General features: G+C 72.6%; 23 protein-coding genes, 1 tRNA gene and 2 pseudogenes. 15 read left to right on the top strand and 11 right to left on the bottom strand.

Features of this window, described 5'->3' with window-relative positions; translation table 11 throughout:
- The first annotated feature begins 148 nt into the window (after positions 1 to 148).
- The 5 genes from HS99_RS16815 to HS99_RS16835 all read left to right on the top strand — a co-directional run bounded on the left by HS99_RS16815 (position 149) and on the right by HS99_RS16835 (position 4,157).
- Complete coding sequence (locus HS99_RS16815) at positions 149 to 583, top strand: SRPBCC family protein (RefSeq protein ID WP_030280614.1); 435 nt, start codon at positions 149 to 151, stop codon at positions 581 to 583.
- 90 nt (positions 584 to 673) lie between these two features.
- Positions 674 to 1,042: a PRC-barrel domain-containing protein gene (locus HS99_RS16820; protein WP_030280616.1), complete on the top strand. Its 369-nt coding sequence runs from the start codon at positions 674 to 676 to the stop codon at positions 1,040 to 1,042.
- Positions 1,043 to 1,251: 209 nt separating this feature from the next.
- A complete protein-coding gene (locus tag HS99_RS16825) occupies positions 1,252 to 1,647 on the top strand; it encodes an SsgA family sporulation/cell division regulator (protein WP_030280618.1) in 396 nt (131 codons plus the stop codon).
- A gap of 474 nt (positions 1,648 to 2,121) precedes the next feature.
- Positions 2,122 to 3,246, top strand: coding sequence for a mechanosensitive ion channel family protein (locus HS99_RS16830; RefSeq protein ID WP_078867149.1), 1,125 nt, complete (start codon positions 2,122 to 2,124; stop codon positions 3,244 to 3,246).
- Between the two features lie 74 nt (positions 3,247 to 3,320).
- Positions 3,321 to 4,157 (top strand): ATP-grasp domain-containing protein, encoded by an 837-nt coding sequence (locus tag HS99_RS16835; RefSeq protein ID WP_030280622.1) that lies wholly within the window; start codon positions 3,321 to 3,323, stop codon positions 4,155 to 4,157.
- Here the strand turns inward: HS99_RS16835 and HS99_RS16840 are convergent.
- From HS99_RS16840 to HS99_RS16850, 3 genes are all read right to left on the bottom strand, one after another.
- Positions 4,144 to 5,010, bottom strand: a complete 867-nt coding sequence (locus HS99_RS16840; RefSeq protein ID WP_030280624.1) for an NAD-dependent protein deacetylase — start codon at positions 5,008 to 5,010, stop codon at positions 4,144 to 4,146. The genes HS99_RS16835 and HS99_RS16840 overlap by 14 nt on opposite strands.
- 264 nt (positions 5,011 to 5,274) lie before the next feature.
- A complete protein-coding gene (locus tag HS99_RS16845; protein WP_030280626.1) occupies positions 5,275 to 6,123 on the bottom strand; it encodes a serine hydrolase in 849 nt (282 codons plus the stop codon).
- 101 nt (positions 6,124 to 6,224) lie between these two features.
- On the bottom strand, positions 6,225 to 7,172 hold the full coding sequence (locus tag HS99_RS16850; protein ID WP_030280628.1) for a LysR family transcriptional regulator: 948 nt from the start codon (positions 7,170 to 7,172) through the stop codon (positions 6,225 to 6,227).
- A gap of 134 nt (positions 7,173 to 7,306) precedes the next feature.
- Between HS99_RS16850 and bla the strand changes: the two genes are divergently transcribed.
- The gene (gene bla, locus HS99_RS16855; RefSeq protein WP_030280630.1) at positions 7,307 to 8,254 is read left to right on the top strand and encodes a class A beta-lactamase; all 948 of its coding nucleotides are present in this window, start codon (positions 7,307 to 7,309) and stop codon (positions 8,252 to 8,254) included.
- Positions 8,255 to 8,420: 166 nt separating this feature from the next.
- Here bla and HS99_RS16860 read toward each other — a convergent pair.
- Positions 8,421 to 8,774: pseudogene (locus tag HS99_RS16860) on the bottom strand (glycosyltransferase family 2 protein); the annotation flags it as partial.
- Between the two features lie 152 nt (positions 8,775 to 8,926).
- On the opposite strand from HS99_RS16860, the gene HS99_RS16865 reads away from it, so the two are divergent.
- Positions 8,927 to 9,682, top strand: a complete 756-nt coding sequence (locus HS99_RS16865; RefSeq protein WP_063737868.1) for a response regulator transcription factor — start codon at positions 8,927 to 8,929, stop codon at positions 9,680 to 9,682.
- A complete protein-coding gene (locus tag HS99_RS16870) occupies positions 9,679 to 10,836 on the top strand; it encodes a sensor histidine kinase (protein WP_030278969.1) in 1,158 nt (385 codons plus the stop codon). The genes HS99_RS16865 and HS99_RS16870 overlap by 4 nt, the downstream gene beginning before the upstream one ends.
- 2 nt (positions 10,837 to 10,838) lie before the next feature.
- On the opposite strand, the gene HS99_RS16875 is transcribed toward HS99_RS16870, so the two are convergent.
- Positions 10,839 to 11,894: an NAD-dependent epimerase/dehydratase family protein gene (locus HS99_RS16875; protein WP_030278967.1), complete on the bottom strand. Its 1,056-nt coding sequence runs from the start codon at positions 11,892 to 11,894 to the stop codon at positions 10,839 to 10,841.
- A gap of 977 nt (positions 11,895 to 12,871) precedes the next feature.
- On the opposite strand from HS99_RS16875, the gene HS99_RS16880 reads away from it, so the two are divergent.
- Both HS99_RS16880 and HS99_RS16885 read left to right on the top strand, forming a co-directional pair.
- Positions 12,872 to 14,155: a molybdopterin-dependent oxidoreductase gene (locus tag HS99_RS16880; RefSeq protein WP_046385906.1), complete on the top strand. Its 1,284-nt coding sequence runs from the start codon at positions 12,872 to 12,874 to the stop codon at positions 14,153 to 14,155.
- A gap of 1 nt (position 14,156) precedes the next feature.
- A complete protein-coding gene (locus HS99_RS16885; protein WP_030278962.1) occupies positions 14,157 to 14,642 on the top strand; it encodes a hypothetical protein in 486 nt (161 codons plus the stop codon).
- Between the two features lie 304 nt (positions 14,643 to 14,946).
- Here HS99_RS16885 and HS99_RS16890 read toward each other — a convergent pair.
- The 5 genes from HS99_RS16890 to HS99_RS16910 form a co-directional block, all read right to left on the bottom strand.
- Positions 14,947 to 15,023, bottom strand: a tRNA-Met gene (locus HS99_RS16890).
- A 351-nt stretch (positions 15,024 to 15,374) separates the two neighbouring features.
- Positions 15,375 to 15,674, bottom strand: a complete 300-nt coding sequence (locus tag HS99_RS16895; protein ID WP_030278960.1) for a DUF4193 domain-containing protein — start codon at positions 15,672 to 15,674, stop codon at positions 15,375 to 15,377.
- A 428-nt stretch (positions 15,675 to 16,102) separates the two neighbouring features.
- Positions 16,103 to 16,822, bottom strand: coding sequence for a signal peptidase I (lepB, locus tag HS99_RS16900; RefSeq protein ID WP_046385901.1), 720 nt, complete (start codon positions 16,820 to 16,822; stop codon positions 16,103 to 16,105).
- A 145-nt stretch (positions 16,823 to 16,967) separates the two neighbouring features.
- Positions 16,968 to 17,561 (bottom strand): nuclear transport factor 2 family protein, encoded by a 594-nt coding sequence (locus HS99_RS16905; RefSeq protein WP_030278955.1) that lies wholly within the window; start codon positions 17,559 to 17,561, stop codon positions 16,968 to 16,970.
- A 16-nt stretch (positions 17,562 to 17,577) separates the two neighbouring features.
- Positions 17,578 to 17,958, bottom strand: a complete 381-nt coding sequence (locus HS99_RS16910; protein WP_030278953.1) for a cupin domain-containing protein — start codon at positions 17,956 to 17,958, stop codon at positions 17,578 to 17,580.
- 31 nt (positions 17,959 to 17,989) lie between these two features.
- Here HS99_RS16910 and HS99_RS16915 point away from each other — a divergent pair, with 31 nt between their 5' ends.
- The 5 genes and pseudogenes from HS99_RS16915 to HS99_RS16935 all read left to right on the top strand — a co-directional run bounded on the left by HS99_RS16915 (position 17,990) and on the right by HS99_RS16935 (position 20,759).
- The gene (locus HS99_RS16915) at positions 17,990 to 18,538 is read left to right on the top strand and encodes a MarR family winged helix-turn-helix transcriptional regulator (RefSeq protein WP_232543011.1); all 549 of its coding nucleotides are present in this window, start codon (positions 17,990 to 17,992) and stop codon (positions 18,536 to 18,538) included.
- 60 nt (positions 18,539 to 18,598) lie between these two features.
- Positions 18,599 to 18,880, top strand: a pseudogene (locus HS99_RS46745) (response regulator); the annotation flags it as partial.
- A gap of 296 nt (positions 18,881 to 19,176) precedes the next feature.
- On the top strand, positions 19,177 to 19,710 hold the full coding sequence (locus tag HS99_RS16925) for a SigE family RNA polymerase sigma factor (protein WP_267885510.1): 534 nt from the start codon (positions 19,177 to 19,179) through the stop codon (positions 19,708 to 19,710).
- Positions 19,710 to 20,327: a PASTA domain-containing protein gene (locus HS99_RS16930; RefSeq protein WP_030278944.1), complete on the top strand. Its 618-nt coding sequence runs from the start codon at positions 19,710 to 19,712 to the stop codon at positions 20,325 to 20,327. Before HS99_RS16925 ends, HS99_RS16930 begins: the two co-directional genes overlap by 1 nt.
- Before the next feature lie 225 nt (positions 20,328 to 20,552).
- On the top strand, positions 20,553 to 20,759 hold the full coding sequence (locus tag HS99_RS16935; protein WP_030550754.1) for a hypothetical protein: 207 nt from the start codon (positions 20,553 to 20,555) through the stop codon (positions 20,757 to 20,759).
- A gap of 261 nt (positions 20,760 to 21,020) precedes the next feature.
- On the opposite strand, the gene HS99_RS16940 is transcribed toward HS99_RS16935, so the two are convergent.
- Positions 21,021 to 21,998 (bottom strand): Lrp/AsnC family transcriptional regulator, encoded by a 978-nt coding sequence (locus tag HS99_RS16940; protein ID WP_030278942.1) that lies wholly within the window; start codon positions 21,996 to 21,998, stop codon positions 21,021 to 21,023.
- Positions 21,999 to 22,039 lie beyond the last annotated feature (41 nt).

The following is a 22,039-nucleotide window of genomic DNA, read 5'->3' on the forward strand; positions in this document are numbered from 1 at the left end:
GGGTTGCGTGAACGAACGGCTGGGCCGGGGAAACAGTGGGCGCATTCCGTACGGTACCCGTCGCGGATCGTGCATGCCCGGCGGGGATCGGGGCACCCGGACCCCGTGCAGTAGCGGAGACCGAGGAGGAGAAGGAGAGGACGGGACGATGGGACGGATCGAGGAATCGGTCGAGGTGGCCGCGCCGCTCGGCGAGGTCTACCGGCACTGGGTGCACTGCGAGGACTTCCCACAGTTCATGCGCGGCGTGGTCAGCGTCGACGTGTCCGGCCGCGGCAGCAGCAGCTGGGTGGTCGAAACCGCGGGCGGCCGAAGGGAGTTCGAGGCCGTGACCACCGAGGTCGTGGAGGGCGAGCGGGTGGCCTGGGACGGCGGCAGCGGCCCGGTGCGGCACAGCGGCGTGGTGACCTTCCACCACGTCGACGACCGTACGACCCGGGTGATGCTCCAGCTGGAGGTCGAGCCGCCCGGGCTCTGGGCGCACCTCGCCGAGGCGCTCGGCTTCGTCGACCGCCGGGTCATCGACGACCTGAACGACTTCAAGCACCACGTCGAGCGGAGCAGCGGGCTGCCCGCGGGCTGAACTGCCGCCGGATCGCGAATCCGTGGGCATGGACCGCGACATCGGGGGCAGCCGAGCCCGTACGACCCACCCGGACGAACGGAGGCAGACATGAACGAGCGCCACAACATCTGGGAGTTCCGCACCGCCGCCGGGCACACCGCCGGCACCGACCTCGTCGGCTTCCACGTCGAGGCCACCGACGGCGCGATCGGCAAGGTCGACAAGCTGTCGGAGGAGGTCGGCGAGCAGTACCTGGTCGTCGACACCGGGCCGTGGATCTTCGGCCGACGGGTCCTGCTCCCGGCAGGCACCGTGACGCGCATCGAGCTCGGCGAGCGGAAGGTCTACGTCGACCGCTCCAAGGACGAGATCAAGCACAGCCCCGAGCTCGACGACGCCGAGCCCCACCAGGAGAACGACACCCGCGAACGCTTCGGGCCCTACTACGACCGCCTCTACGGCGGCCGGATCCTCTGACCGGGCAGCCGGAGGAGCCGCCGGGAGGACCGGACCCGAGAACGGGACGGCGGGACAGCACGGCAGGCACCACAGCACGACGGACGAGACACCACAGCACAGCAGGCACCACAGCACAACGGACCGAACAGGCACCACAGAAGAACGGGCGGGGACAGCCCGTGGCCGTCCCCGCCCGACGAATCCCGGGAAAAAGGGGAACCCCTGCCATGGAACGTGTCACCACCCGGATCACCATGCGACTGATGACCGGCGACGAACGCAGCCGGGACCTGGACGTCGACTGGTCCTACCGGGCCACCGAACCCCACGCGGTGGAGCTGGACTTCACGTCCTACCAGGCCGGGGCGGTCTGGGCGCTCTCGCGCGACCTGCTCCTGTCCGGCCTGCACGAGCCCTCCGGCGAGGGGGACGTCCACATCACGCCGTACGAGGACACCCGCCTGCTGATCGCGCTGGCCGGGCAGGAGGGCGTCGCCCTGCTCGCCGTCCCCGCCGGGGCGGTCGCGCGGTTCCTGGCCGCCACCGTCAGGCTCGTCCCGCCGGGGCAGGAACACGCCCGGATCGACTGGGACCGCGGCCTGGAGGACCTGCTGGCCGCCTGATCCGCACGCCGCGCCGAAGCTCGCCCCACCAGGAGCGTGCCCGACCGGAACGCGCCCCACCGGAACGCGTCCGCCGAAACACGCTCCACCGCAACATCTCCACCGCACCAAGAGGAGTTCTCGCCATGACGACCGCCCCCGCCCAGCCCGGCCTTCCGTCGCCCGCGCCGGAGCCCGAGGCGCCGCCGAGGCCGACGCCCTCGCCCGCCCCGCCCCTGGTGCCCGATCCCCCGCCGCCGCCCGGCTCGCCCGTCCCTCCGCCGGAGCCGCGGCCCGCGCCCGGCCCGGTCCCCGAACCGGCCACCCCGCAGCCGGGCCGTCCGCATCCGGTGGAGCCGCCCGACTGAACGGCCCGTCGCCGACCACCCCGCGCCGTCGCCCGCCTCCCGACGCCCGCCTCCCGTCGGTGTCGCCGGGGTCCGGGCCCGCGTCGGCCCCCGGCACCCGTCACCGAACCCGAAAGGAGCGCAGCACATGTGGTGGAGCCTGCTCCGCCTCGCCGTCGCCGGCGTCGCCACTGCCCTGTTCACCTACGGCCTGGACCGGGCCGTCCAGGTGCTGGCGCGGCGCCTGACGGCCCCCCGGGGCACGGACGGCGTCCCGGAAGTGCTACGCAAGTGCCGTCGCCCGGTCCTGGCGCTGACCGGGTGCCTCCTGCTCTCCGCCGCCCAGCCGTGGATCAACGCCCCGTCCGAGGCCCGCGAGGGGCTGCGGCACCTGGCAGTGATCCTCGCGATCTCCTCGGGCGGGTGGCTCTGCGGCCGCCTGGTGGCGATCCTGGTGGACGGTGCCACCCGGCTCGCCGTGTACCGGCGCGAGCCCGCCTGGGCGGGCCGTGCCCGGACCCAGGCCAGTCTGCTCGGCCGGATCTGCCAGGCGGTCGTCGCGGTCGTCACCCTGGGTGCCGTCCTGATGACCTTCCCGGCGGTGCGCGGCATCGGTACCAGCCTGCTGGCCTCCGCCGGGCTGGTCGGCGTGGTGGCGGGCGTGGCGGCGCAGAGCACGCTCGCCAACGTGTTCGCCGGGGTGCAGATGGCCTTCGGCGACCTCGCCCGGATCGGCGACGTCGTGGTGGTGGCCGGTGAGTGGGGGACGGTGGAGGAGATCACCCTGACCGCCGTGGTGATAGCGACCTGGGACCAGCGCCGACTGATCATGCCGATGTCGTACTTCGTCGGCCGCCCGTTCGAGAACTGGTCCCGCCGCTCCAGCCGGATCACGGGTACCGCTCTGCTCCACCTCGACCACCACGCCCCGGTCGGGCTGCTGCGGCAGGAGTTCGACGACTACCTGGCGAAGAGCGAGCTGTGGGACGGCCAGGGCAGCGCCCTCCAGGTGGTCGACACCACCCCGACCACCATCGTGGTCCGGGTGCTGGCCACGGCGGCGAACGGCAGTGACGCCTTCGAGCTGCGCTGCAGGCTGCGCGAGCACCTCATCGACTACCTGCGCGAGGAGCACCCGTACGCGCTGCCGCGCATCCCGGTGGCGGAGGCGCCGGTGCGCCGCCCGGACTGCCCGGAGGCCCCGCGCGCCTCCCACGCCCCGCACAGCCCCCGCCCGCCGTCCCAGGGCCGCAGGGGGCAGGACGCGAGGTAGGGGCACCGCGGGGCAGGACGCGAGGCAGGGGCCACCAGGTAGGCTGATCCGATCAGATGATCTTCAGGAGAACCATGCCTGCCGGTGCCCAGCCCCGCGTCCTGCTCGTCACCGACCTGGCCTACCAGGCCCGGGGCCGCCGGTACTGCGACGAGGACATCCAGCTCGCCGCCCGGCTGCGCGAGGACTTCGACGTCGCCCTGTGCCACCCGCTGGACGCCGCCGCGCTGTTGGACTCCTTCGACGTGGTCCTCGTCCGCAACAGCGGCCCGGTGCTCAACTACCGCGCCGAGTACGAGGACTTCCGCGCCCGGGCACTGGAACGCGGCGCCCGGGTGTACACCCAGCTGACCGGGCGCGGCGACATGGCCGGCAAGCAGTACCTGCTCGACCTCACCGCCGCCGGGTACCCCGTCATCCCCACCGTCGACCGGGCCGAGGAGCTCCCCCGGCTGCCCGTCGTCCCCGAGTACGTCGTCAAGCCGAAGCTCGGCGCCGACTCGATCGGCCTGCGGATCGTCCCCCTCGAGCAGCTCGGCACCGTCCGCTACGACGAGGACCTCCTGGTCCAGCCGCTGATCCGGTTCGCCTACGAGGTCTCGTTCTACTTCGTCGACGACGCCTTCCAGTACGCCCTGCACGCCCCCGACCCGGAGCAGCGCTGGCGCCTCGAACCCTACGAACCCACCGCCGCCGACCTGGAGTTCGCCCGGCGCTTCATCGCCTGGAACACCGTCGAGCACGGCATCCAGCGGGTCGACGCCTGCCGCACCCCCGAGGGCGGACTCCTCCTCGTCGAGCTGGAGGACCTCAACCCCTACCTGTCCCTCGACCTGGTCGACGAGGCCACCCGGGACCGCTTCGTCGCCGCCCTCAAGGCCTCGCTGCACACCCTCGTTACCCGGCCCTGACCCGCCGGGCCGCCTCGGTCAGCACCGTGCCCAGCGGCAGGGCGACCCGGGCCTCGGCCAGCTCGTCCCCGCGGGTCGCGCCCTGGTTGACGATCACCACGGGCGTGCCGGCCCGGGCCGCGTGACGCACGAAACGCAGCCCCGACATGACCGTGAGCGAGGAACCGAGCACCACCAACGCCTGTGCCGCGTCCACCAGTTCGTAGCAGCGCTGGATCCTCGGCCGGGGAACGCTCTCACCGAAGAAGACCACGTCCGGCTTGAGCACTCCCCCGCACACCGCACACGGGGCGACCCGGAACCCGTCCACCAGCTCCTGCGACAGCTCCGCGTCACCGTCCGGATTGACCCGCGCGGGGCCGTCCCGGAAGCCGCCGTTCAACTCCTCCAGCCGCCGGTCCAACTCCTCCCGCGAACCGGTCCGCCGACACCCCAGGCACACCACCCGGTGCAACCCGCCGTGCAGCTCCACCGCCCCGCGCGTCCCGGCCGCCCGGTGCAGGCCGTCCACGTTCTGGGTGATCACCGCCGCCACGTGCCCCGACCGCCGCAGCTGCTCCACCGCCCGGTGCCCGGCGTTCGGCTCGGCCCCCGCGATCGCCCGCCACCCCACATGGCTGCGCGCCCAGTACCGCCGCCGGGCCTCCTCGCTCCCGGTGAACTCCTGGTACGTCATCGGCACCCCGCGCCGCCGACTGCCCGTCTCCCCCCGGTAGTCCGGGATCCCCGACTCCGTCGACAACCCCGCCCCGCTGAGCACCACCACCCCCCGCCCGGCCAGCAGCCGCACCAGCACCTCCAGCCCGACCGCATCCGCCGCCGTACCGCCGAGACCCACCACCGGCACACCCATGCCGCCCAGCTTAGGACGTGTCCTGCGGATCCCTGCCGGGTCCGCGACGCTCTCCCGGCCTCCGGCCGGGAGGCACCCCGCCGAAGTCGGTGGCGGAGGGGCTTCAGTGCAGTCGGCGCGGACGGTGCGCGCCGAATGACCAGGGTTCCGGCCGTGGTCGGGGCTGCCGCTGCGGCTGGGCCGTGCGGGCTCGCCTCTCTCGGATCGGCGGCGTTCGGATCGTGCCGGCCGGAGAGCAGTCCGGGCGGCCGGGTGTTCCCTCCTTCAGCGCGACGTGAGGCGCAGGGCGTCGACGGCGAGGCGGGCGGCGGTGCCGATGGCGGCGTCGGCGGTGGGAAGGGTGATGCTGGTGGCGGCGGCTCGGGTGAAGACGGCCAGGGCGTAGCGGCCGCCGTCGGGGTACTCGACGACGCCGACCTCGTGGCGCAGGGTGGGCAGGGTGCCGGTCTTGCCGTGGACGCGCACGTCGTCGAACGGGAAGCCGGAGGCCAGCCGGTGCGGCCAGACCTGGAGGCCGAGCAGGCGGCGCAGCGCGGCGCCGGGTTCGCCGGGGCAGGCGTCGCCGTGCCAGAGGGCGGCGAGCAGGGCGGTCATCTCGCGGGCGGTGCTGCGGTTGGTGAAGGCCGGGTCGAGGACCCTGAGCCGGGCGACGACGGCGGGGTCGACCGGGGAGTCCTGGCCGGTGTCTTCGGCGAGGGCGGCGAACAGCTCGCGGACGGTGTGGACGGCGATGGTGCGGGTCAGGCCCAGCTCGGCCATGGTCCGGTTGACGGTGTCCAGGCCGATCTCGTCCCAGAGTACGTCGGCGGCCGCGTTGTCGCTGACCGCGAGGGCCAGGTAGGCGAGGTCGCGCAGCGAGAGCCGGGCGGCGTCGAGCATGGCCGACAGGCCGGTGCGCCCCGGGGTGCGGCCGGTGGCGGGGAGGTCCACCGGCCGGGTCAGGTCGATCCGTCCGGCGGCGGCCTCGCGGTACAGCGTGACCAGGAGGCAGAGCTTGTGAACGCTGGCGGTGCTGACCGGGGTGTCGGCGCCGAGGGCGAGTTCGGCGCCGGTGTCGAGGTCGCGGGCGTGCAGCAGGCCGGTGACTCCGGCCTCGGCGAAGGCGGCGGCGATGCGGGCGCGCGCGGCGCGGGTGCCGGCGGGTTCGCGAGGGGCGGGGGCGTCCTCTCCCGGATGGTCCCTGCGGGCTCGGTCACCCTTCGTACGTTCGCTGGTCACAGCGGGAACTCCATTGCGGGCCGGGGGAAGAGCGGGCGGTTGGGCAGCTGGGGCACCAGCCCGCCGGGTTCGGTCAGCGCCCGGTGGGCGGCCTCGGCGAACAGGCGGACGGCGGGCCCGTCCCGCCCGGCCGGCCAGGCGGTGGAGGTGCGCCAGGTCAGCGGGATGCCGGTGAGCGGACGCCAGACCGTACCCGGCGGCGCCACGGTGCGCGGCACCAGGGCGACGGCGCTGCCGGTGAGCACCAGCGCGCCCGCGACGTCCGGGCCGGGCGGGTCGACGACCGCCTCCGGGGTGCAGCCGTGCCGGGCCAGGGTGTTCAGCATCTCGTCGTACAGCGCCGGGGCGGTGGCGCGGGGGAAGAGCACCAGGCGCCGCCCGGTCAGCTCCGCCACGGCCAGCTCCGGTCGGTCGGCCTGCGGGCCGTCGGCGGCGAGCAGGACGCCCAGCGGCTGGTGCAGGACCGGCCCGAAGGCCAGGCCCGCGGCCGGGCAGGGGTGGCGGACGACGGCGACGTCCACCGTGTGCTGGGCGAGTTCGCGCACCGCGGCCGCGACCGGCAGTTCCCGCAGGTCGAGCCGGGTGCCCGGGGAGGAGCTCTCGAAGCCGGTGAGCAGCGCGGCCAGGGCCGCCGGTCCGAGGTCGGGCGGTACGGCCGCGCGCAGGGTGCCCGCCCGGCCGGTGCGCAGGTCGGCCGCGACGGCCAGCAGGCGGGCGGAGCTCTCCAGCACCTCCTCCGCCTCGTCGAGCAGCAGCCGGCCCGCCGGGGTGAGCGCGACCCCGCGCGGACCGCGGTCGAACAGGGTGACGCCGAGTTCGCGCTCCAGCCGCTGGATCCGTTGGGAGAGCGAGGGCTGGGCGATCCGCAGCCGCTCGGCGGCGCGCCCGAAGTGCCGTTCCTCGGCGACGGCACGGAAGTGGCGGAGGTGCCCCAGCAGGTCCATGAACAGGAATCATAGGCAATCCGATATGGATCCGTTCACCATCATGGTCTTGGACCGGAGTCCTGACGGCCTGTTTAGCTGAGGCCACGGGCCGACCACGCGGCCTTCCCGTACGTCTGATCTGGAGACCACCGATGACGTCGTCGTTCCGGCGCCCCCGGACCGCGCTGCCCGCCGTCGCCCTGCTCGCGGCGGCCCTGGCCGTCGGCTGCGGCCACGGCACCTCCGGCGGCACCGGCGCTGCGGCAGCGGCCGTACCCACCACCGCCACGACCTCCGCCGGCCAGTCCTCCGCCGGTCCGACCGACGGCGCCTTCAAGGACCTCGAACAGCACTTCGGCGCCCGGCTCGGCGTGTACGCGGTGGACACCGGCAGCGGCCGGGAGGTCGCCTACCGCTCCGACGAGCGCTTCGCCTTCGCCTCCACGATCAAGTCGCTGCTCGCCGGCGCCCTGCTGCGCACGGCGAGCGACCAGGAGCTGGACAAGGTGGTCACCTACCGCCAGGACGAGGTGCTGACCTGGGCACCGATCACCTCCCGGCACGTGGACACCGGCATGAAGGTGCGCGACCTGGCCGCCGCCGCCCTCGAGTACAGCGACAACACGGCCGCCAACCTCCTCATGACCGAACTCGGCGGCCCGGAGAACCTCCAGCGGACCCTGCGCGAGCTCGGCGACCCGACCACCAACGTCAACCGCAACGAACCCACCCTGAACGAGGCGACCCCCGGCGACCCCCGCGACACCAGCACACCCCGCGCCTTCGCCGCCGACCTGCGGCGCTACGTCCTCGGCGACGTCCTCACGGAGGACCGGCGCCGGATGCTCACCGACTGGATGGTCGGCAACACCACCGGCGCCCCGTTCATCCGCGCGGGCGTGCCCGCCCACTGGAAGATCGGTGACAAGACCGGCAACGGGGGCTACGGCACCCGCAACGACGTCGCCGTCGCCTGGCCGTCCGGCGGGCGCAGCCCGGTCGTCCTGGTCGTGATGTCCGACCGCGGCAAGGCCGACGCCACCTCCGACGACGCCCTGATCGCCGAGGCCACCAAGGCCGTCGTCACCGCCCTCGGCTGACCGGCCGGGACGGCCGGTCCACGACCGACAGCGACAACCGCCCGCCCACGACCGTCCGTCCGAAACCGAACGGAACCGCACCGCACCGCACCGCACCGAACAGTCCGAGGAGGTAGTTGACGATGCCCCTGCACCCCCGCCGAATGAACCGCCGACAGATCGCCCCCGCCGCCGACCGCCTGTCCCGCCGCCGCCTGCTCACCGCCTCCGCGACCGGCGCGGCGACCCGCGGCAGTTGGGCCGGGTCGAGCGAGCCGTCGCAGTCCATGAAGCAGACCAACTCGGCCGTCGCGGCGAGGAGTCCGGCATGGCAGGCGGCACCGAAGCCGCGCCGGCTCTCCTCGACGACGGTCGCGCCCAGGCAGCGGGCCAATTCCGCGGAGCCGTCCCGCGAACCGTTGTCCACGACGATCGCCCGCCAACCGGCGGGGACGCGTGCGAGCACCCAGGGGAGGGCCTCGGCCTCATCGAGGCAGGGCAGGACGACATCAGCGACAAGGGGAGGGGTCACGTCGGCCACGCTAACCGCGGTCGGGCCCGTCGAAGCCGAACCGCGCCCTTACAGAAGTGCGACGTCCGGGCACCGCTGGCCCGTTCGGGGGATCTTACGGAACCCGGACGTCGGACCTGGCGTGGCGCTCGGCGCTCGCCGGGGCTCGTATCCTCGGCGGGGTGAACGAAAGCCCCGCCACCCCAGGACCGCCGTGCCCCGGCCGCATTCTGGTGATCGACGACGACCCGACCGTCGCCGAGGTCGTCGCCGGCTACCTCACCCGGGCCGGCCACCGGGTCGACCGCGCCGCCGACGGCGACGGGGGCCTTGCCCTGGCCCGATCCCATCGCCCGGACCTGCTGGTTCTGGACCTCATGCTCCCCGGCATCGACGGCCTGGAGATCCTGCGCAGGTTGCGCGCCTCCGAGTACGGCGCCGGGCTGCCGGTCGTCATGCTCACGGCCAAGGGCGACGAGGCCGACCGCATCCTCGGCCTGGAACTGGGCGCGGACGACTACGTCACCAAGCCCTTCAGCCCACGGGAACTCGTCCTGCGGGTCCAGTCCGTGCTGCGCCGCTCCCGGGCCGCCGCTCCCGCGTCCCCCGTCGGCGGCCCGGTGGTCTCCGGAGACATCGCGCTCGACCCGCAGGGCCGCCGTGTCCACCGTGGGGGGCGTGAACTGCTCCTCACCCTGCGGGAGTTCGACCTCCTGGCGTTCCTCCTCCGGCACCCGCAGACGGTGTTCTCCCGCCAGGAGCTGATGGAACGCGTGTGGGGCTGGGACTTCGGGGACCTGTCCACCGTCACCGTCCACATCCGCCGGCTGCGCGAGAAGATCGAGGACGACCCGGCCGCGCCGGTACTGATCACCACCGTCTGGGGCGTCGGCTACCGCTACGACCCGGCGGCCGGGCAGGAGGGCGGCCCGGCGTGAAGGACCTGCTGCTGATCGCCCTGTTCGCCGCGCTCGGCGCCGGCGGGGCCGGTCTGCTCGGCTGGGCGGCCGTCCGGCTGCTGCGCCGGCGCTCGCTCGCGCTGGCCCTGTTCTGCGTCGCCGCCGTCACCGTGCTGGCGGTCACCTCCGGCACCTTCGCCGTCGCCCAGGCGATGTTCCTGTCCCGGCACGACCTCGGGGTCGTGATCACGGTGCTGGTGATGGCCTCGGTGGTGTCGCTGGCGACCGCCGCGCTGCTCGGCCGCCAGGTCGTGGCCGGGGGCAGGGCGCTGACCGTGGCCGCCCGCACCGTGGGCAGCGACACCGGGTTCACCGCGCCGGAGCCCCCGCTGGGCCTGGAACTGGCCCAGCTCAGCGAGGAGCTCGCCGCCACCAGCGCCCGACTGGCCGAGTCCAGGGCCCGCGCGCAGGCCCTGGACACCTCCCGCCGGGAGCTGATCGCCTGGATCTCGCACGACCTGCGCACTCCGCTGGCGGGGCTGCGAGCCATGGCCGAGGCGCTGGAGGACGGCGTCGCGGAGCACCCGCAGCGGTACCTGCAGCGGATGCGGACCGAGGTCGAGCGGCTGACCGGGATGGTGGACGACCTCTTCGAGCTCTCGCGCATCCAGGCGGGGGCGTTGGCCCTGTCGCTGTCCCGGGTGTCCGTCTACGACCTCGTCGACGACGCGCTCGCCGGGGCCCACCCCCTGGCCCGGAAGCGCGGTGTCCGCCTGGAGGGCCGGCAGGTCGCCGCCGAGCCCGTCGAGGTGGACAGTGGCGAGATCACCCGGGTACTCGGAAACCTCCTGGTCAACGCGATCCGTTCGACCCCCGAGGACGGCGTGGTCGCGGTCTCCGCCCGCAGGGAGGCCGACGAGGTGGTGCTCTCGGTCACCGACGGCTGCGGCGGCATCCCGGAGCAGGACCTGCCCCGGGTGTTCGAAACGGGGTGGCGCGGCAGTGCCGCCCGCACGCCCCGGCCGGCCGACCAGGCGAATCCGCGTCGGCCGAGCGAGGGCGGGGGCAGCGGTGCCGGGCTCGGGCTCGCCATCGTCCGCGGCATCGTCGAGGCGCACGCCGGGCGCGCCCGGGTCCGCAACGTCGCCGGGGGCTGCTGCTTCGAGATCGTCCTCCCCGCCGCGCGAACCTGAGGTCACGCGCGCAGCGGCGCCGCCGCGAACTCCGCCATCCCCTCGGCGAACGGGACCTGGGCACGCCAGTCGAGCTCCTCGCGCAGGCGGGAGGAGTCCGCGGTGATGTGCCGGACGTCGCCGAGCCGGTACTCGCCGGTCACCACCGGGGCCGGACCGCCGTGAGCGGCGGCCAGCGCCCGGGCCATCTCCCCGATCGTGTGCACCTCGCCGCTGCCCACGTTGTAGGCCCGGGCGTCGCCCGGCGGCCGACCGACGACCGCCTTGAGCGCGGCCAGGTTGGCGGCGGCGACGTCCTCGACGTGGACGAAGTCCCGGCGCTGGCCGCCGTCCTCGAACACCTGGGGCGCCTCGCCCCGGGCCAGGGCGGAGCGGAACAGCGAGGCCACCCCGGCGTACGGTGTGTCGCGCGGCATCCCCGGCCCGTAGACGTTGTGGTAGCGCAGCGTCAGAACGCGGCCTCCGCAGGCTCGGGCCCAGGCGCCCGCCAGGTGCTCCTGGGCCAGCTTGGTGGCCGCGTACACGTTGCGCGGATCGGTCGGCGCGTCCTCCGTCACCAGCCCGGGGCGCAGTTGTGCGCCGCACCGCGGGCACGGCGGCTCGAACCGGCCGGCGTCCAGTTCGTCCGGGCGGCGCGGACCGGGCGAGACGTCCCCGTGCACAGGGCACCGGTACCGGCCCTCGCCGTAGACCACCATCGACCCGGCGAGCACGAGGTTCCGTACCCCGGATCGCGCCATCGCGGCGAGCAGGACGGCGGTGCCCAGGTCGTTGCAGCCCGCGTAGGCGGGCGCGTCGTCGAGATCCAGCCCCAGGCCCACCATCGCGGCCTGGTGGCATACCGCGTCCACTCCGGCCAGCGCCTGCCCGACCGCCGCCGCGTCCCGCACGTCCCCGCGCCGCAGTTCCACGTCGTCCGGCAGTACGGGCATTACCCCGGAGGGGTGGACGGCGGGCAGCAGCGCGTCCAGGACGCGGACCTCGTGACCGGCCGCCGCCAGGGCCCGTACGACCGTCGAACCGATGAACCCGGCACCGCCGGTGACCAGAATCCTCATGGCCGGAGACCCTACCGGCCGACGCGGGCATCGCGTCACGGACGATCCGTGCCCGACGGGTCTGCGGACCCGTCGGTGATCGAGGGTCACCACGACCACCAGCAGGACCTGGTGGACCTGGCCACCGGCTCGGGCCAGGCGGCCCAGCACCTTGCTGTCGGCCACCCGCACACACTGGCGATATGTCACGCCCCACAGGGCGCACGTCCCGCACGAGGTTGGCCCACGAACCGGCCGTCATACTTCCTTAAGCACCGCACTCCTTCATCGCGTGCGGCCCGCCGAGTAGCGTCCCGTACAGGCCGGTTGAAACCGCGCCTACGTGCCTGTCGCAGGGCAGACGTCGACGACACGGGTACGAACAGGCGACAACAAGAAGGAGGCGCAGTGGACAGGCCTCGCTTGCCCAGCGCGCTATCGCGCTCGTGGCGGTCCTGGCCCTGACCGTCCTGGCCGCCTGCTGACCATCGACGGCTCCCTGACCGCCTACCACGGCGACCCCACCATGATCGACCTTCAAGCTCTCGGCCGCGTCATCTGACGGCCTCAGCTCCACAGGAGTAGAGCACCGATGTCGCCGAACTTCGATGTCAACTGGGTGCGCTGCGGCGTCGCACCCCAGCGTCATGGGGCCACCGTGCGGGGATCCGTGAGTGCGAAGCGCCAGTTCGACCGTTCGGCTGGCGACGGACACCCGCATGCCCACCAGGCAGGGAAAGCCGGCCCGATCTGTGCCAGTTTGTAGCTGGCGGCGTGACAGGCACTGATGGGGCGGTGAGGTTCGATCCGCCCCTTTGAGATTCGACACGCGGACAAGGAGACGGCGGATGGGCAGCAGCGGACGGCCGCCGGCCCCGGGTTCCGACGGGCCGCAGCGCCCGAGACCGGAGGAGGAGCACGCGCGGGGGCGCATCGGGCGCGTTCGCGCTGCCGCGGCGGCGCGGGCCACCAAGGGGGCCGCTCGTACCCGGGCCCTCGTGCGGCGAATCGAGCAGACCCCTCCGCCCCCAGGGCCGTTCCGTCCCGGCTTTTGGCGCAGCCCGATCCGCGGCCCCTGGCTGACCTCGGTGTTCGGCCTGGTGCTGCTGTTCGGCATCCCGGTCCTCTTCGTGACCGGCGCGCTGTCCTACGCCGCCTACAACCCTGGCCTCGGACGGCTCAACGACCAGACACCGGACAAGGGCCTGCTGGGCTTCTACCTTTTCGACTGGCCCACGCATCCCTACTGGCTCTATCGGCTGACCCAGGGCGTGCACGTGACCCTCGGCGTGGTCCTGGTGCCGGTGGTGCTGGCGAAACTGTGGTCGGTGATCCCGAAGCTGTTCGAGTGGCCGCCGGCCCGCAGCGCCGCCCATGCGCTGGAGCGGCTGTCGCTGCTGGCGCTGGTGGGCGGGGTTGTCTTCGAGTTCGTCACCGGGATCCTCAACACCCAGCTCTACTACGTCTTCCCGGGCTCCTTCTACACCCTGCACTTCTACGGCGCCTGGGTGTTCATCGCCGCGTTCATCGTCCACGTGTGCCTCAAACTCGGCCGGATGACCCGCGCGCTGCGCTCCCGCAACCTGCTGACGGAGCTGCGCACCGGCCTCGACGACACCCGGCCGGAGCTCCCCGACCCGGATGGCCTGGTCCCGACCGCTTCCGCCGCGCCGACCATGAGCCGGCGCGGCACGCTCGCCATGGTGGGCGGCGGCTCGCTGCTCCTCCTGGCGGTCACCGCGGGACAGAGCATCGGCGGTCGGCTGCGCGGCACCGCCCTGCTCGCGCCGCACAACCGGGAACCGGGCAGTGGACCGAACGGCTTCCAGATCAACAAGACGGCCGCCGCTGTCGGCATCAACCCGGCGCATGTCGGCCCGGACTGGCGGCTGGAGGTCCACGGCCTCGGACCGATGCTCGTCTTCACCCGCACACAGCTCCTCGCGATGCCCCAGCAAGCCGCCGCCCTGCCGATCGCCTGCGTGGAGGGATGGTCCACCCCCGACCAGCACTGGAGCGGCCTTCGGCTAGCCGACCTGGCCGCCCTGGCGGGCCTGCCGGACGCCGGAAGCGTCCTGGTGGAGTCCGTCCAACCACCCGGCCCCTACAGCTCGGTGGTACTGCGGGGCAACCAGATCCACGACCCCCGATCACTGCTCGCCCTGCGCGTCAACGGCGCGGACCTCTCACTCGACCACGGCTACCCGGCCCGCATCATCGTCCCGGCCAACCCCGGCGTGAACAACACCAAGTGGGTGCACCGACTCACCTTCAGGACCTGACATGGCGCGCTTCGTCCGCTGGTACGGCTCCGGGCCCCTGCATCTCCTCGTCCTGATCTGCTCCTTCGCCCTCACCGGCTACGCCCTGGTGCGCCTGTTCGCCGAGCGCCCGCTCGGGGTGGCGATCTGGTTCGTCGGCGCGGCCATCGGCCACGACCTGATCCTGCTGCCCCTGTACTCACTCGCGGACCTCTCGGCCCAGTCCGTGCTGCGCCACCGCCCGGAACGCACTCCCGCGGTGCCGTGGATCAACTATCTGCGCGTGCCCGCCTTCCTGTCCGGTGTCCTGCTGCTCGTGTGGTTTCCCTTGATCCTCAATCTGTCGATCCCCTACCAGGGCGACACGCGGCTGCCGGAGGACGTCTACCTCGGCCGATGGCTGGCCATCACCGCCGTGCTCTTCGCCGCCTCCGCACTGGCCTTCGCCCTCAAGCTTCGCCGCGCCCGGCGGGCCGCTCACGCCGACTCGACGGACTACAGAACGTAACTGCTTCGGCGTGCCCTTCACGAAATCCGTGCCTGAACCGTTTTCACCCGTCACCGAGAACCGGACACAGGCATCCCACCAGCAGCCATCGGCCAAGGGCCCGGACCGACCAGGTGATGGACGCCTCGCACGTCTACGTCGGCGCCCGCTGCCCGTCGCCATCCCGACCGCTGCTCATCGGCCACCCCATCGCGGCCCCGGCCGCTCCCTCCAGCCGCCACGTCTTGTGCCGCGCGGCGCACCCCACCGCTGACCAACGAACAGGGCCGGGGCCCGCGCAATCGTGCGCCGGCCCCGGCCCTGGTGGTAGCGGGGACAGGATTTGAACCTGCGACCTCTGGGTTATGAGCCCAGCGAGCTACCGAGCTGCTCCACCCCGCGTCGGTGAGATCACTCTAAGCGATGACCGTGCCAACACGAAATCGGTTTCCCGCGCTGGGCCGCTGGGCCGGCCCACACTGGACGCCCACGGTCGGTGGGCAGTGGCAGCATCAGCGGCTCGCCGCACGCGGTGGCGCGCTCCGCGTCGCAGTCCGGGAACTCGGCGGCCTCGGCCGTTGCCTCCTCACGCAACTCCGGCTCGGAGCCCGGACGGCCGCCGAGCGGGCCCTTGCACGTCCGGCACGGTGGCCGCTTCGCATGGGCCTCACGGACGGCCTGCAGGGCGTCCAGGAGCGCGGTGTCTGGGCTGTGCGCCGTTCAGGATGCGGTCAGCTCTGCCTCTCTTCGCAGTCAGGACGCGCAGTCGCGGCAGATGGGCCGGCCGTTCCCGTCCTCACCGGCGAGTTGGGCGCGGTGGTGGACCAGGAAGCAGGTCATGCAGGTGAACTCGTCCTGCTGAAGGGGCACAACGTGGACGGTGAGTTCCTCGCCGGACAGGTCGGCACCCGGAAGCTCGAGGCCTTCGGCGGCCTCCGTGTCGACGTCGACTGCGGAGCCCTGCTTGTCATCACGCCGGCTTTTCAGTTCCTCGATGCTGTCGTCGCTGGCGTCGTCACCAGTGTTGCGCGGGGCGTCGTAGTCGGTTGCCAAGGCGTACCTTCTCGTCAAGGGTCGGTTCCGGAGGGCGAGTCGTACCGCTTGCCCGGGTGGCGGAGTGCCGGCACGCCGCGAGTTTGAACGGGCCGGTCGCAAGGCCAGTACCGCGCCTGGGGCCGACCCTACGCCGTCCTGGCTGCCGATCCCCGCCCGTAACGCCGAGCCCCGGCACAACGACCGGCCGGGGAGCGCCAAGGAACCGGCCGCCCTCCACCACGCCGCCTACACCAGGCAGGCCGCGGCCAGCTGGGCGCGCCAGCTCGCCGCCCGTCAGAAGTACCGGCTCCACCGCAGGCTACTGGACATCACGGCCGACCAGATCGAGCAGGCCAGCAGCCACGAAATCATCCCCGGCAGCGAGGGCGAGCAGGCCTGTGTGCAGCTGGCGTTGGTAGTACCAGCGCTCGGCCGAGGCGATTGGCTCAGCCGAGGCGATCGAAGGTGGCCGGCACCGGCAGCGTCCCCCAGTGCGACAGCGGCCAGGCCACTACGAAGGCGCGCCCGATCACGTTCTGCACCGGCACGAACCCGCCGCCCGGCTCGTCCGTGTGGTAGCGCGAGTCCCGGGAATCGTTGCGGTGGTCGCCCATCACCCACAGCTTGTCCTTGGGCACCTTGACCGTCCCCACCGGCCGATCCCCGCACGGCGTCGCCCCGGGGTAGAGGTACGGCTCGTCCAGCGCCACCCCGTTGACCCGCACCGGGGCGCCCGCCTCGCAGTCCACGGTGTCGCCGCCGACCGCGATCACCCGCTTGATCAGGTCCTTCTCGTCGGCCGCCGGCGCCAGCCCGACGAAGCTCAGCGCCTTCTGCACCCCGCTCACCCGCGGCGTCGGCTCGTCCCTCAGCCAGTTCCCGGGATCCCGGAAGACCACCACGTCCCCGCGCTCCGGCTTCGCCCCGAACCACGGCGTGAACTTGTCCACCAGCACCCGGTCACCCACCTGCAGGGTGTTCCGCATCGAGCCGGACGGGATCGAGAACGCCTGCACGAAGAAGGTCTTGAGCCCCAGGGCCAGCACCAGCGCCACCGCCACGAGGATCAGCATCTCCTGCCACCACGGGCGCTTCTTCCGTTCCCGCCGCCGGCGCCGGCCGCTCTCCCGCCCCTCGTCCGGCGCGATCTCCAACCCAGCACTCATCGCTGGCTCCCCTCCGTGCCGTCCCCGTCTCGGTCGCGGCGAGTATCCAGGGCCGCCTGTCGACCGGCCGTAAGGACCGATGCGATGGCTTCGACTGCGAAGGCGGCAGGGGCCCTGCCGTGCGCCAAGGCTTCCGGGATGTTGTTCATTTCTTGGTGTCGGCGCGAAGCCAGTCGAACAGCGTCCGGTACAGCTGGCGAACCGGTTCGGGTCGGTCGTCTCCGTAAAGGTCGTCGGCAATGGTGTAGTCCTTGGCGCTGAGCAGGCACGTCAGCATGCGGTACGAGGGTCGGGCCCGTGCCAGAACGTCGGCTTCGAGCCACACGGCCGTGCCAGGGGTGCTGGGCGCGAGGCTGTCGTACTCGTATACGGGATCGAGCGAGGTGATCAGCCAGCGCCCGCCGCGGCGTTCGGCGCGGTACAGCAGGCGCGCATGTGAGGTGAGGTCCACTTCGACGCCGTGGAGATCGCCGCGCAGGTGGATGGCCGCGCCGATCTCGACGACTGCGCGGTCGCCGACGACGTCGACCGTCGCCGGGGAAAGGATATGTGTCGCGGCGTCACCGCGCGCGGCCATCTCCTGAGACGCGGCGATGAACGCCGCTCCCCGTCCGCGGAACCAGCTGAGGCGTATTGCGGCATCCGGGGCCAGGAACTCTCGCATGAGGTCCCACCAGCCGCGGTCGCGAGCCCGGCGTTCGTGGAGGACCAGCTGGGCCACGGCGGTGACGTCGTTCATGGTTGCTCCTGCCGGTTCACTGGGCCCACGGCGGCGCGAAGGTGACCCCGCCGACGGTCGCCTTCATGCCAGCGCTGGTCACGGCCGTGAGCTTGGCGGGATCGTGTGGGCAGCCGTTGCGCAGTTGCAGGGTCGAGTGAGCGGGCACGATGATCGCGTCGCCCGCCTCGGCGAGTACGTCCTCGCCCGCGACAGTCGCCGAGACCTTGCCTTCGATGACCACGAAGACTTCTTCGCGGTCCATGCTGTGGGTCTCGCTGTGGACGCCGGGTGCCAGTTCCAGCGCCCAGATGGCCAGCTCGGTGCTGCCGCGGGAGGGGACGGCAAGCGGGCGGAAGGTGAAGCCGTCGCGCTCGAATGTGGGCGCGTCGGCGAGGGGGGTCAGGGGCCCGGTCACTCCCAGAGATATAGTCAACTAGCTTGACCATATGAAGATAGGCCGATCTCAGGAATCGGTCAACTGGATTGACTACTTTGTTTGGGGAGCCGCCGTGCCGCCCAGTCCCGACTTCACCGAAGCGCGCCCAGGCCAGGTACCGCTGCTGCTGGCCGTGACGTACCGCGCGATGACCGACCGGTTCCACGCCCTGCTGGCCGAGCGGGGCCGGGAGCCGCTGCGTCCGGCACACGGATACACCTTCCGGTATCTGGCCTCACATCCGCATGCGACGACCGTCGACCTCGCGGCGCATCTCGGGGTGACGAAGCAGGCGACCTCGAAGGCGGTCGCGGAGCTGGAGGACTGGGGCTACGTCGAACGGCGCCCGCACACCACCGACAAACGGGCCCAGGTGCTCGCTTTGACCACCCGCGGACGCGAGTACCTGGAACTGGCCGACGAACTGTGGACGACGGTCGAGGGACAGCTGGCCGACGTCATCGGCACCGAGCGCCTGGCCGCCCTCGACCGGGACCTGCGGACTTACATCGCCGCAGTTCACGCGGATCAGGAAGTTTCGTTCAGACCCGTGTGGTGAGCGGACTGCGCGCGGCGGCCCCGCGCAGGCGATGCCCCAGATCCGATCGTGCTGGACGGCGTCGTCCTCATGGACATCCGCATGCCCGAGCTCGACGGGCTGGAGGCCACCCGCCGGATCGTCGCGGCCCACAAGAACGTCCGCGTGCTCGTCCTGACGACCTTCGACCTCGACGAATACGTCCACGACGCCCTGCGCGCCGCAGCGAGCGGTTTCCTTCTCAAGGACACCCCACCCGCCGAACTCGTCGCGGCGATCCGGGTGATCGCCCGGGGCGAGGCGCTGCTGGAGCCCGGGATCACCAAGCGCCTCATCGAGCAGTTCGCCCGGATGCCCGAGCCGGGCCGCCGCTCGACCATCGGCCGTCCCCCGGTCGGCGTCGCGCCGGACCGGGGCGAGTGCAGCCTGCCGCAGCGGCCCGACGCCCCCCCGACCCTGACAGGTTCCCGGCGGGGGCGTCGGCGTTCCCGCTCCCGTCCCGGCCACTGGGGCGGGTGATGTGTGTCACTTCGGGCGGGCCCGTGCAGCATGCAGCGGTGGAAGGCCGTCATGGGTGCGGGAACATCAAAGGAGGAGAGCATGAGTGCATCGGCGTGCAGCTGGTGAGGCTGGGCAGGCGCGGCAGGGATGCCCGGAGGATCGACTTCGTCGAGTTCGTCCAGCAGCGCTCGGCGGCGCTGTTCCGGACCGCCTACATCCTGACCGGAAGTCAGGACAGTGCGGAGGACCTGCTGCAGGAGGCCCTGGAAAAGGCGTGCCGGCACTGGAACCGGGTCGCCGTCGCGGACTCGCCGGAGGCCTACGTCCGCCGGATCGTGGTGAACCTGGCCAACGACCGGTGGCGCAGGCTCCGCCGGATCGGCGAGCGTTCGCACGACGTGGAGCACGCCGACCCCCGCGATCCGTACCGGCTGGTGGATCTCCGTGACGAGCTGGTGCAGGCACTGCACGCCCTGCCGATCGGGATGCGCAGCGTCGTGGTGCTGTACTACCTCCACGACATGGGGGACCGGGAGATCGCCGAGGCGCTCCGGATCTCACCCGGCTCCGTACGCTCGCAACTCGCCCGCGGGCTGGCCAGACTGCGCACCGCGGTGCCCCAGCCCGAACCGCCTCCGCCCGCACCGGACGGCCACCGAACCGCCCCGCTGCCCCAGTTCGAAGGTGCGTGATGACCCCGTTCCCGCCCGACGACCAGACCGGACACCACGGCCCCATGCCGGGCCCCGACTTCAGAGAGGCACTGATCCAGGCCATGGACGACTTCGCGAACGACGCACACCCCCCCGCCTTCGACGGCACCGCCATCCTGCACCGTACTCGCCGACGGCGCGGCCTCGTCGCCGTCACGGCATCGGCGGCCGCCATCGTGCTCACGGCCGGCACGGCCTTCGCCCTGCACGACTCCGGCCGGCCGACCGGCCGCAACGCCGCCGCTTCCGGTGTCTCCGCGACCGCGTCCGCCGTCCCGAACACCCCCTCGCCCGTCCCCGGCACCACCGCCACCGCGTCCCCCGGCGTCCCGATGGGAAGCGGGACGCCCTCGCCCAGCGCCCACAGCGAACCGGGGCCGGGCGACGCCTCCGTCACCGTCCCCGCGGTCCTCGGCATGACCCAGGACCGGGCCGAGAAGATCCTCACGGAGGCCGGACTGAAGATCGGACGCGTCCAGGACTTCACCGACTGGAACACCCCGGCCGGAGCGGTGATCAACACGGAGCCACGGCCCGGTGCCGCCGTCGCCCCGGACTCGGCCGTCGTCCTCTTCGTCTCGAAGGGGAAGCCCTGAGCAGGCTCAACCGGCGCCGACCCGGCCGGGCCCGGTGCCCGGCGGGCCCCGGGCCGTCTCTGCCGACCCGTGCCCACCCGTACCCACCGCGCCCAAGGGGCGGCGACCCCTTGTCCGGGGCCGCTGGTCTGCCGAATCGGGCCCGTTGCCCGGCGGGCTGGTGGAGGTGCGGGCGGAGGTGCCGTACGGCTCCTTGTCCGGACCAGGCAAGGAGCCGTACGGCCGGTGCGGCAGGTCGGAGGCCCGGTCGCCGTCGCCGGGGTCGGACGCCGGGAGAGTGGTGACGGCATCGAGCATGGCCTGCAACCCGCGCCGCAGGCGCTCATCAGCATCGTCACCGAATGCGCAACCGTGCTGGCGCTCCTCGCAGCCGGATACCTCACCGTGCGGCACGGAAAGCTACCCGCATCCCGTCCACCGACCGCGAGCTGAAGACGAACGACGCCACGCAAGACCCCGTTGCAGGCCACCGCGCTCATGAACCGGCTCGCTGCGGACGCCTCATGACGGGCCACCGGCGCACCGCGTTGGAGGGGGCCCGCGCGAGATCTTCCGAAAGCTCATCCTCCGCACCCCCCGTGAACTCGCCGGCCACGGCAGGCTGATCGCACCGTCGTAGACGAGGTGGGAGCAGGCGGACGGCCGCGTCACCCAGGTGCCGCACGTGCCCCGAGATCGGCTGCGCGGCGGTCGTCAGGCGTCGGGCGGGCGGATCCGACCGGTCCGTTTGACCGTGCTGAGAATCCGGGTCACCTCCAGGCTGCGGATGTCGTCGATCGATCCGACGGTCCTGGTCAGGAAGGTGTAGAGCCCGCCGAGGTCCTCGGCTGCGACGGCCACCAGCAGATTCGCCGCTCCGGTCGTCGCCGCGGCGAACCGTACCTGCGGATGCCGGCTCAGCTCGTGTCCGATCGCTTCCAGGCTGCCGGGGCCGGTGGCGATCCACAGCAGCGCCTCGGTGCCGATGCCCAGCAGTCTCAGGTCCAGTTCGCACGCCAGTCGGACCATGTGCCCGGAGGTGAGCAGGTCCAGGCGACGGCGCACGGTCGAGGCCGAGGTGCCCAGTCGGGTGGCCAGGTCGTCGTAGCCGGCGCGCGCGTTGGTGGCCAGCTGGTCGATGAGTGCCTCGTCCAGCGGTTGGATCTCGGGCGCGGCGCCGGGCTCGCGCAGGATGGGGGTGAGGGAGTCGAACTGATCGGTGGTCAGCAGTCCCCCGCTCCAGGCGAACCCCGCGGGGAACACCTTCATCAGGTCGTAGGCGTCCCAGGACTGGACGTCGGTGGTGGCGGGCAGGTCGCGCAGCAGGAGTGAGGTGCGGGCCTGGGGTCCGTCGAGGAAGAGCACGCTGCTGATCTCGTCCCCTCCGCCGAGGATGTCGACCCACACCGTGTCGGCCCGGCGCGCGAGTCCCGCGGCGATCGCCCTGATGCGGCTGGGGCGGCACCGGATCCGCAGAGCCATCGGGATCAGGTGCGGAAAGCGGTCGGGATTGCGCACCGCGGTGGGCCGCAGCGTGCCGTCGTGCAGCAGCGGCGTCGCGCGGCGCACGACCGTGCGCTCGGAGAGGCCGAGGGTCCTGGCGACCGTTCGCCAGGACGCTCGCGGCGACGCCATCAGCACCGCGGCGATCCGTCGCTCCGTCTCGTCCAGCTCCGCTCTGACATGTCCCATATCCAGCAGAATCCCATGACTTCTGGCGTACATCACGCAGC

It is taken from the genome of Kitasatospora aureofaciens, from assembly GCF_001188955.3.
In the GTDB taxonomy this organism is placed as follows: Bacteria; Actinomycetota; Actinomycetes; order Streptomycetales; family Streptomycetaceae; genus Kitasatospora; species Kitasatospora aureofaciens.

Bases quoted from the DNA above. Each gene is read 5' to 3' on its own strand.
- HS99_RS16815 (WP_030280614.1), top strand. From the start codon at position 149: ATGGGACGGATCGAGGAATCGGTCGAGGTGGCCGCGCCGCTCGGCGAG.
- HS99_RS16820 (WP_030280616.1), top strand. From the start codon at position 674: ATGAACGAGCGCCACAACATCTGGGAGTTCCGCACCGCCGCCGGGCAC.
- HS99_RS16825 (WP_030280618.1), top strand. From the start codon at position 1,252: ATGGAACGTGTCACCACCCGGATCACCATGCGACTGATGACCGGCGAC.
- HS99_RS16830 (WP_078867149.1), top strand. From the start codon at position 2,122: ATGTGGTGGAGCCTGCTCCGCCTCGCCGTCGCCGGCGTCGCCACTGCC.
- HS99_RS16835 (WP_030280622.1), top strand. From the start codon at position 3,321: ATGCCTGCCGGTGCCCAGCCCCGCGTCCTGCTCGTCACCGACCTGGCC.
- HS99_RS16840 (WP_030280624.1), bottom strand. From the start codon at position 5,010: ATGGGTGTGCCGGTGGTGGGTCTCGGCGGTACGGCGGCGGATGCGGTC.
- HS99_RS16850 (WP_030280628.1), bottom strand. From the start codon at position 7,172: ATGGACCTGCTGGGGCACCTCCGCCACTTCCGTGCCGTCGCCGAGGAA.
- bla (WP_030280630.1), top strand. From the start codon at position 7,307: ATGACGTCGTCGTTCCGGCGCCCCCGGACCGCGCTGCCCGCCGTCGCC.
- HS99_RS16875 (WP_030278967.1), bottom strand. From the start codon at position 11,894: ATGAGGATTCTGGTCACCGGCGGTGCCGGGTTCATCGGTTCGACGGTC.
- HS99_RS16885 (WP_030278962.1), top strand. From the start codon at position 14,157: ATGGCGCGCTTCGTCCGCTGGTACGGCTCCGGGCCCCTGCATCTCCTC.
- lepB (WP_046385901.1), bottom strand. From the start codon at position 16,822: ATGAGTGCTGGGTTGGAGATCGCGCCGGACGAGGGGCGGGAGAGCGGC.
- HS99_RS16905 (WP_030278955.1), bottom strand. From the start codon at position 17,561: ATGAACGACGTCACCGCCGTGGCCCAGCTGGTCCTCCACGAACGCCGG.
- HS99_RS16915 (WP_232543011.1), top strand. From the start codon at position 17,990: ATGAAGATAGGCCGATCTCAGGAATCGGTCAACTGGATTGACTACTTT.
- HS99_RS16930 (WP_030278944.1), top strand. From the start codon at position 19,710: ATGACCCCGTTCCCGCCCGACGACCAGACCGGACACCACGGCCCCATG.
- HS99_RS16940 (WP_030278942.1), bottom strand. From the start codon at position 21,998: ATGGGACATGTCAGAGCGGAGCTGGACGAGACGGAGCGACGGATCGCC.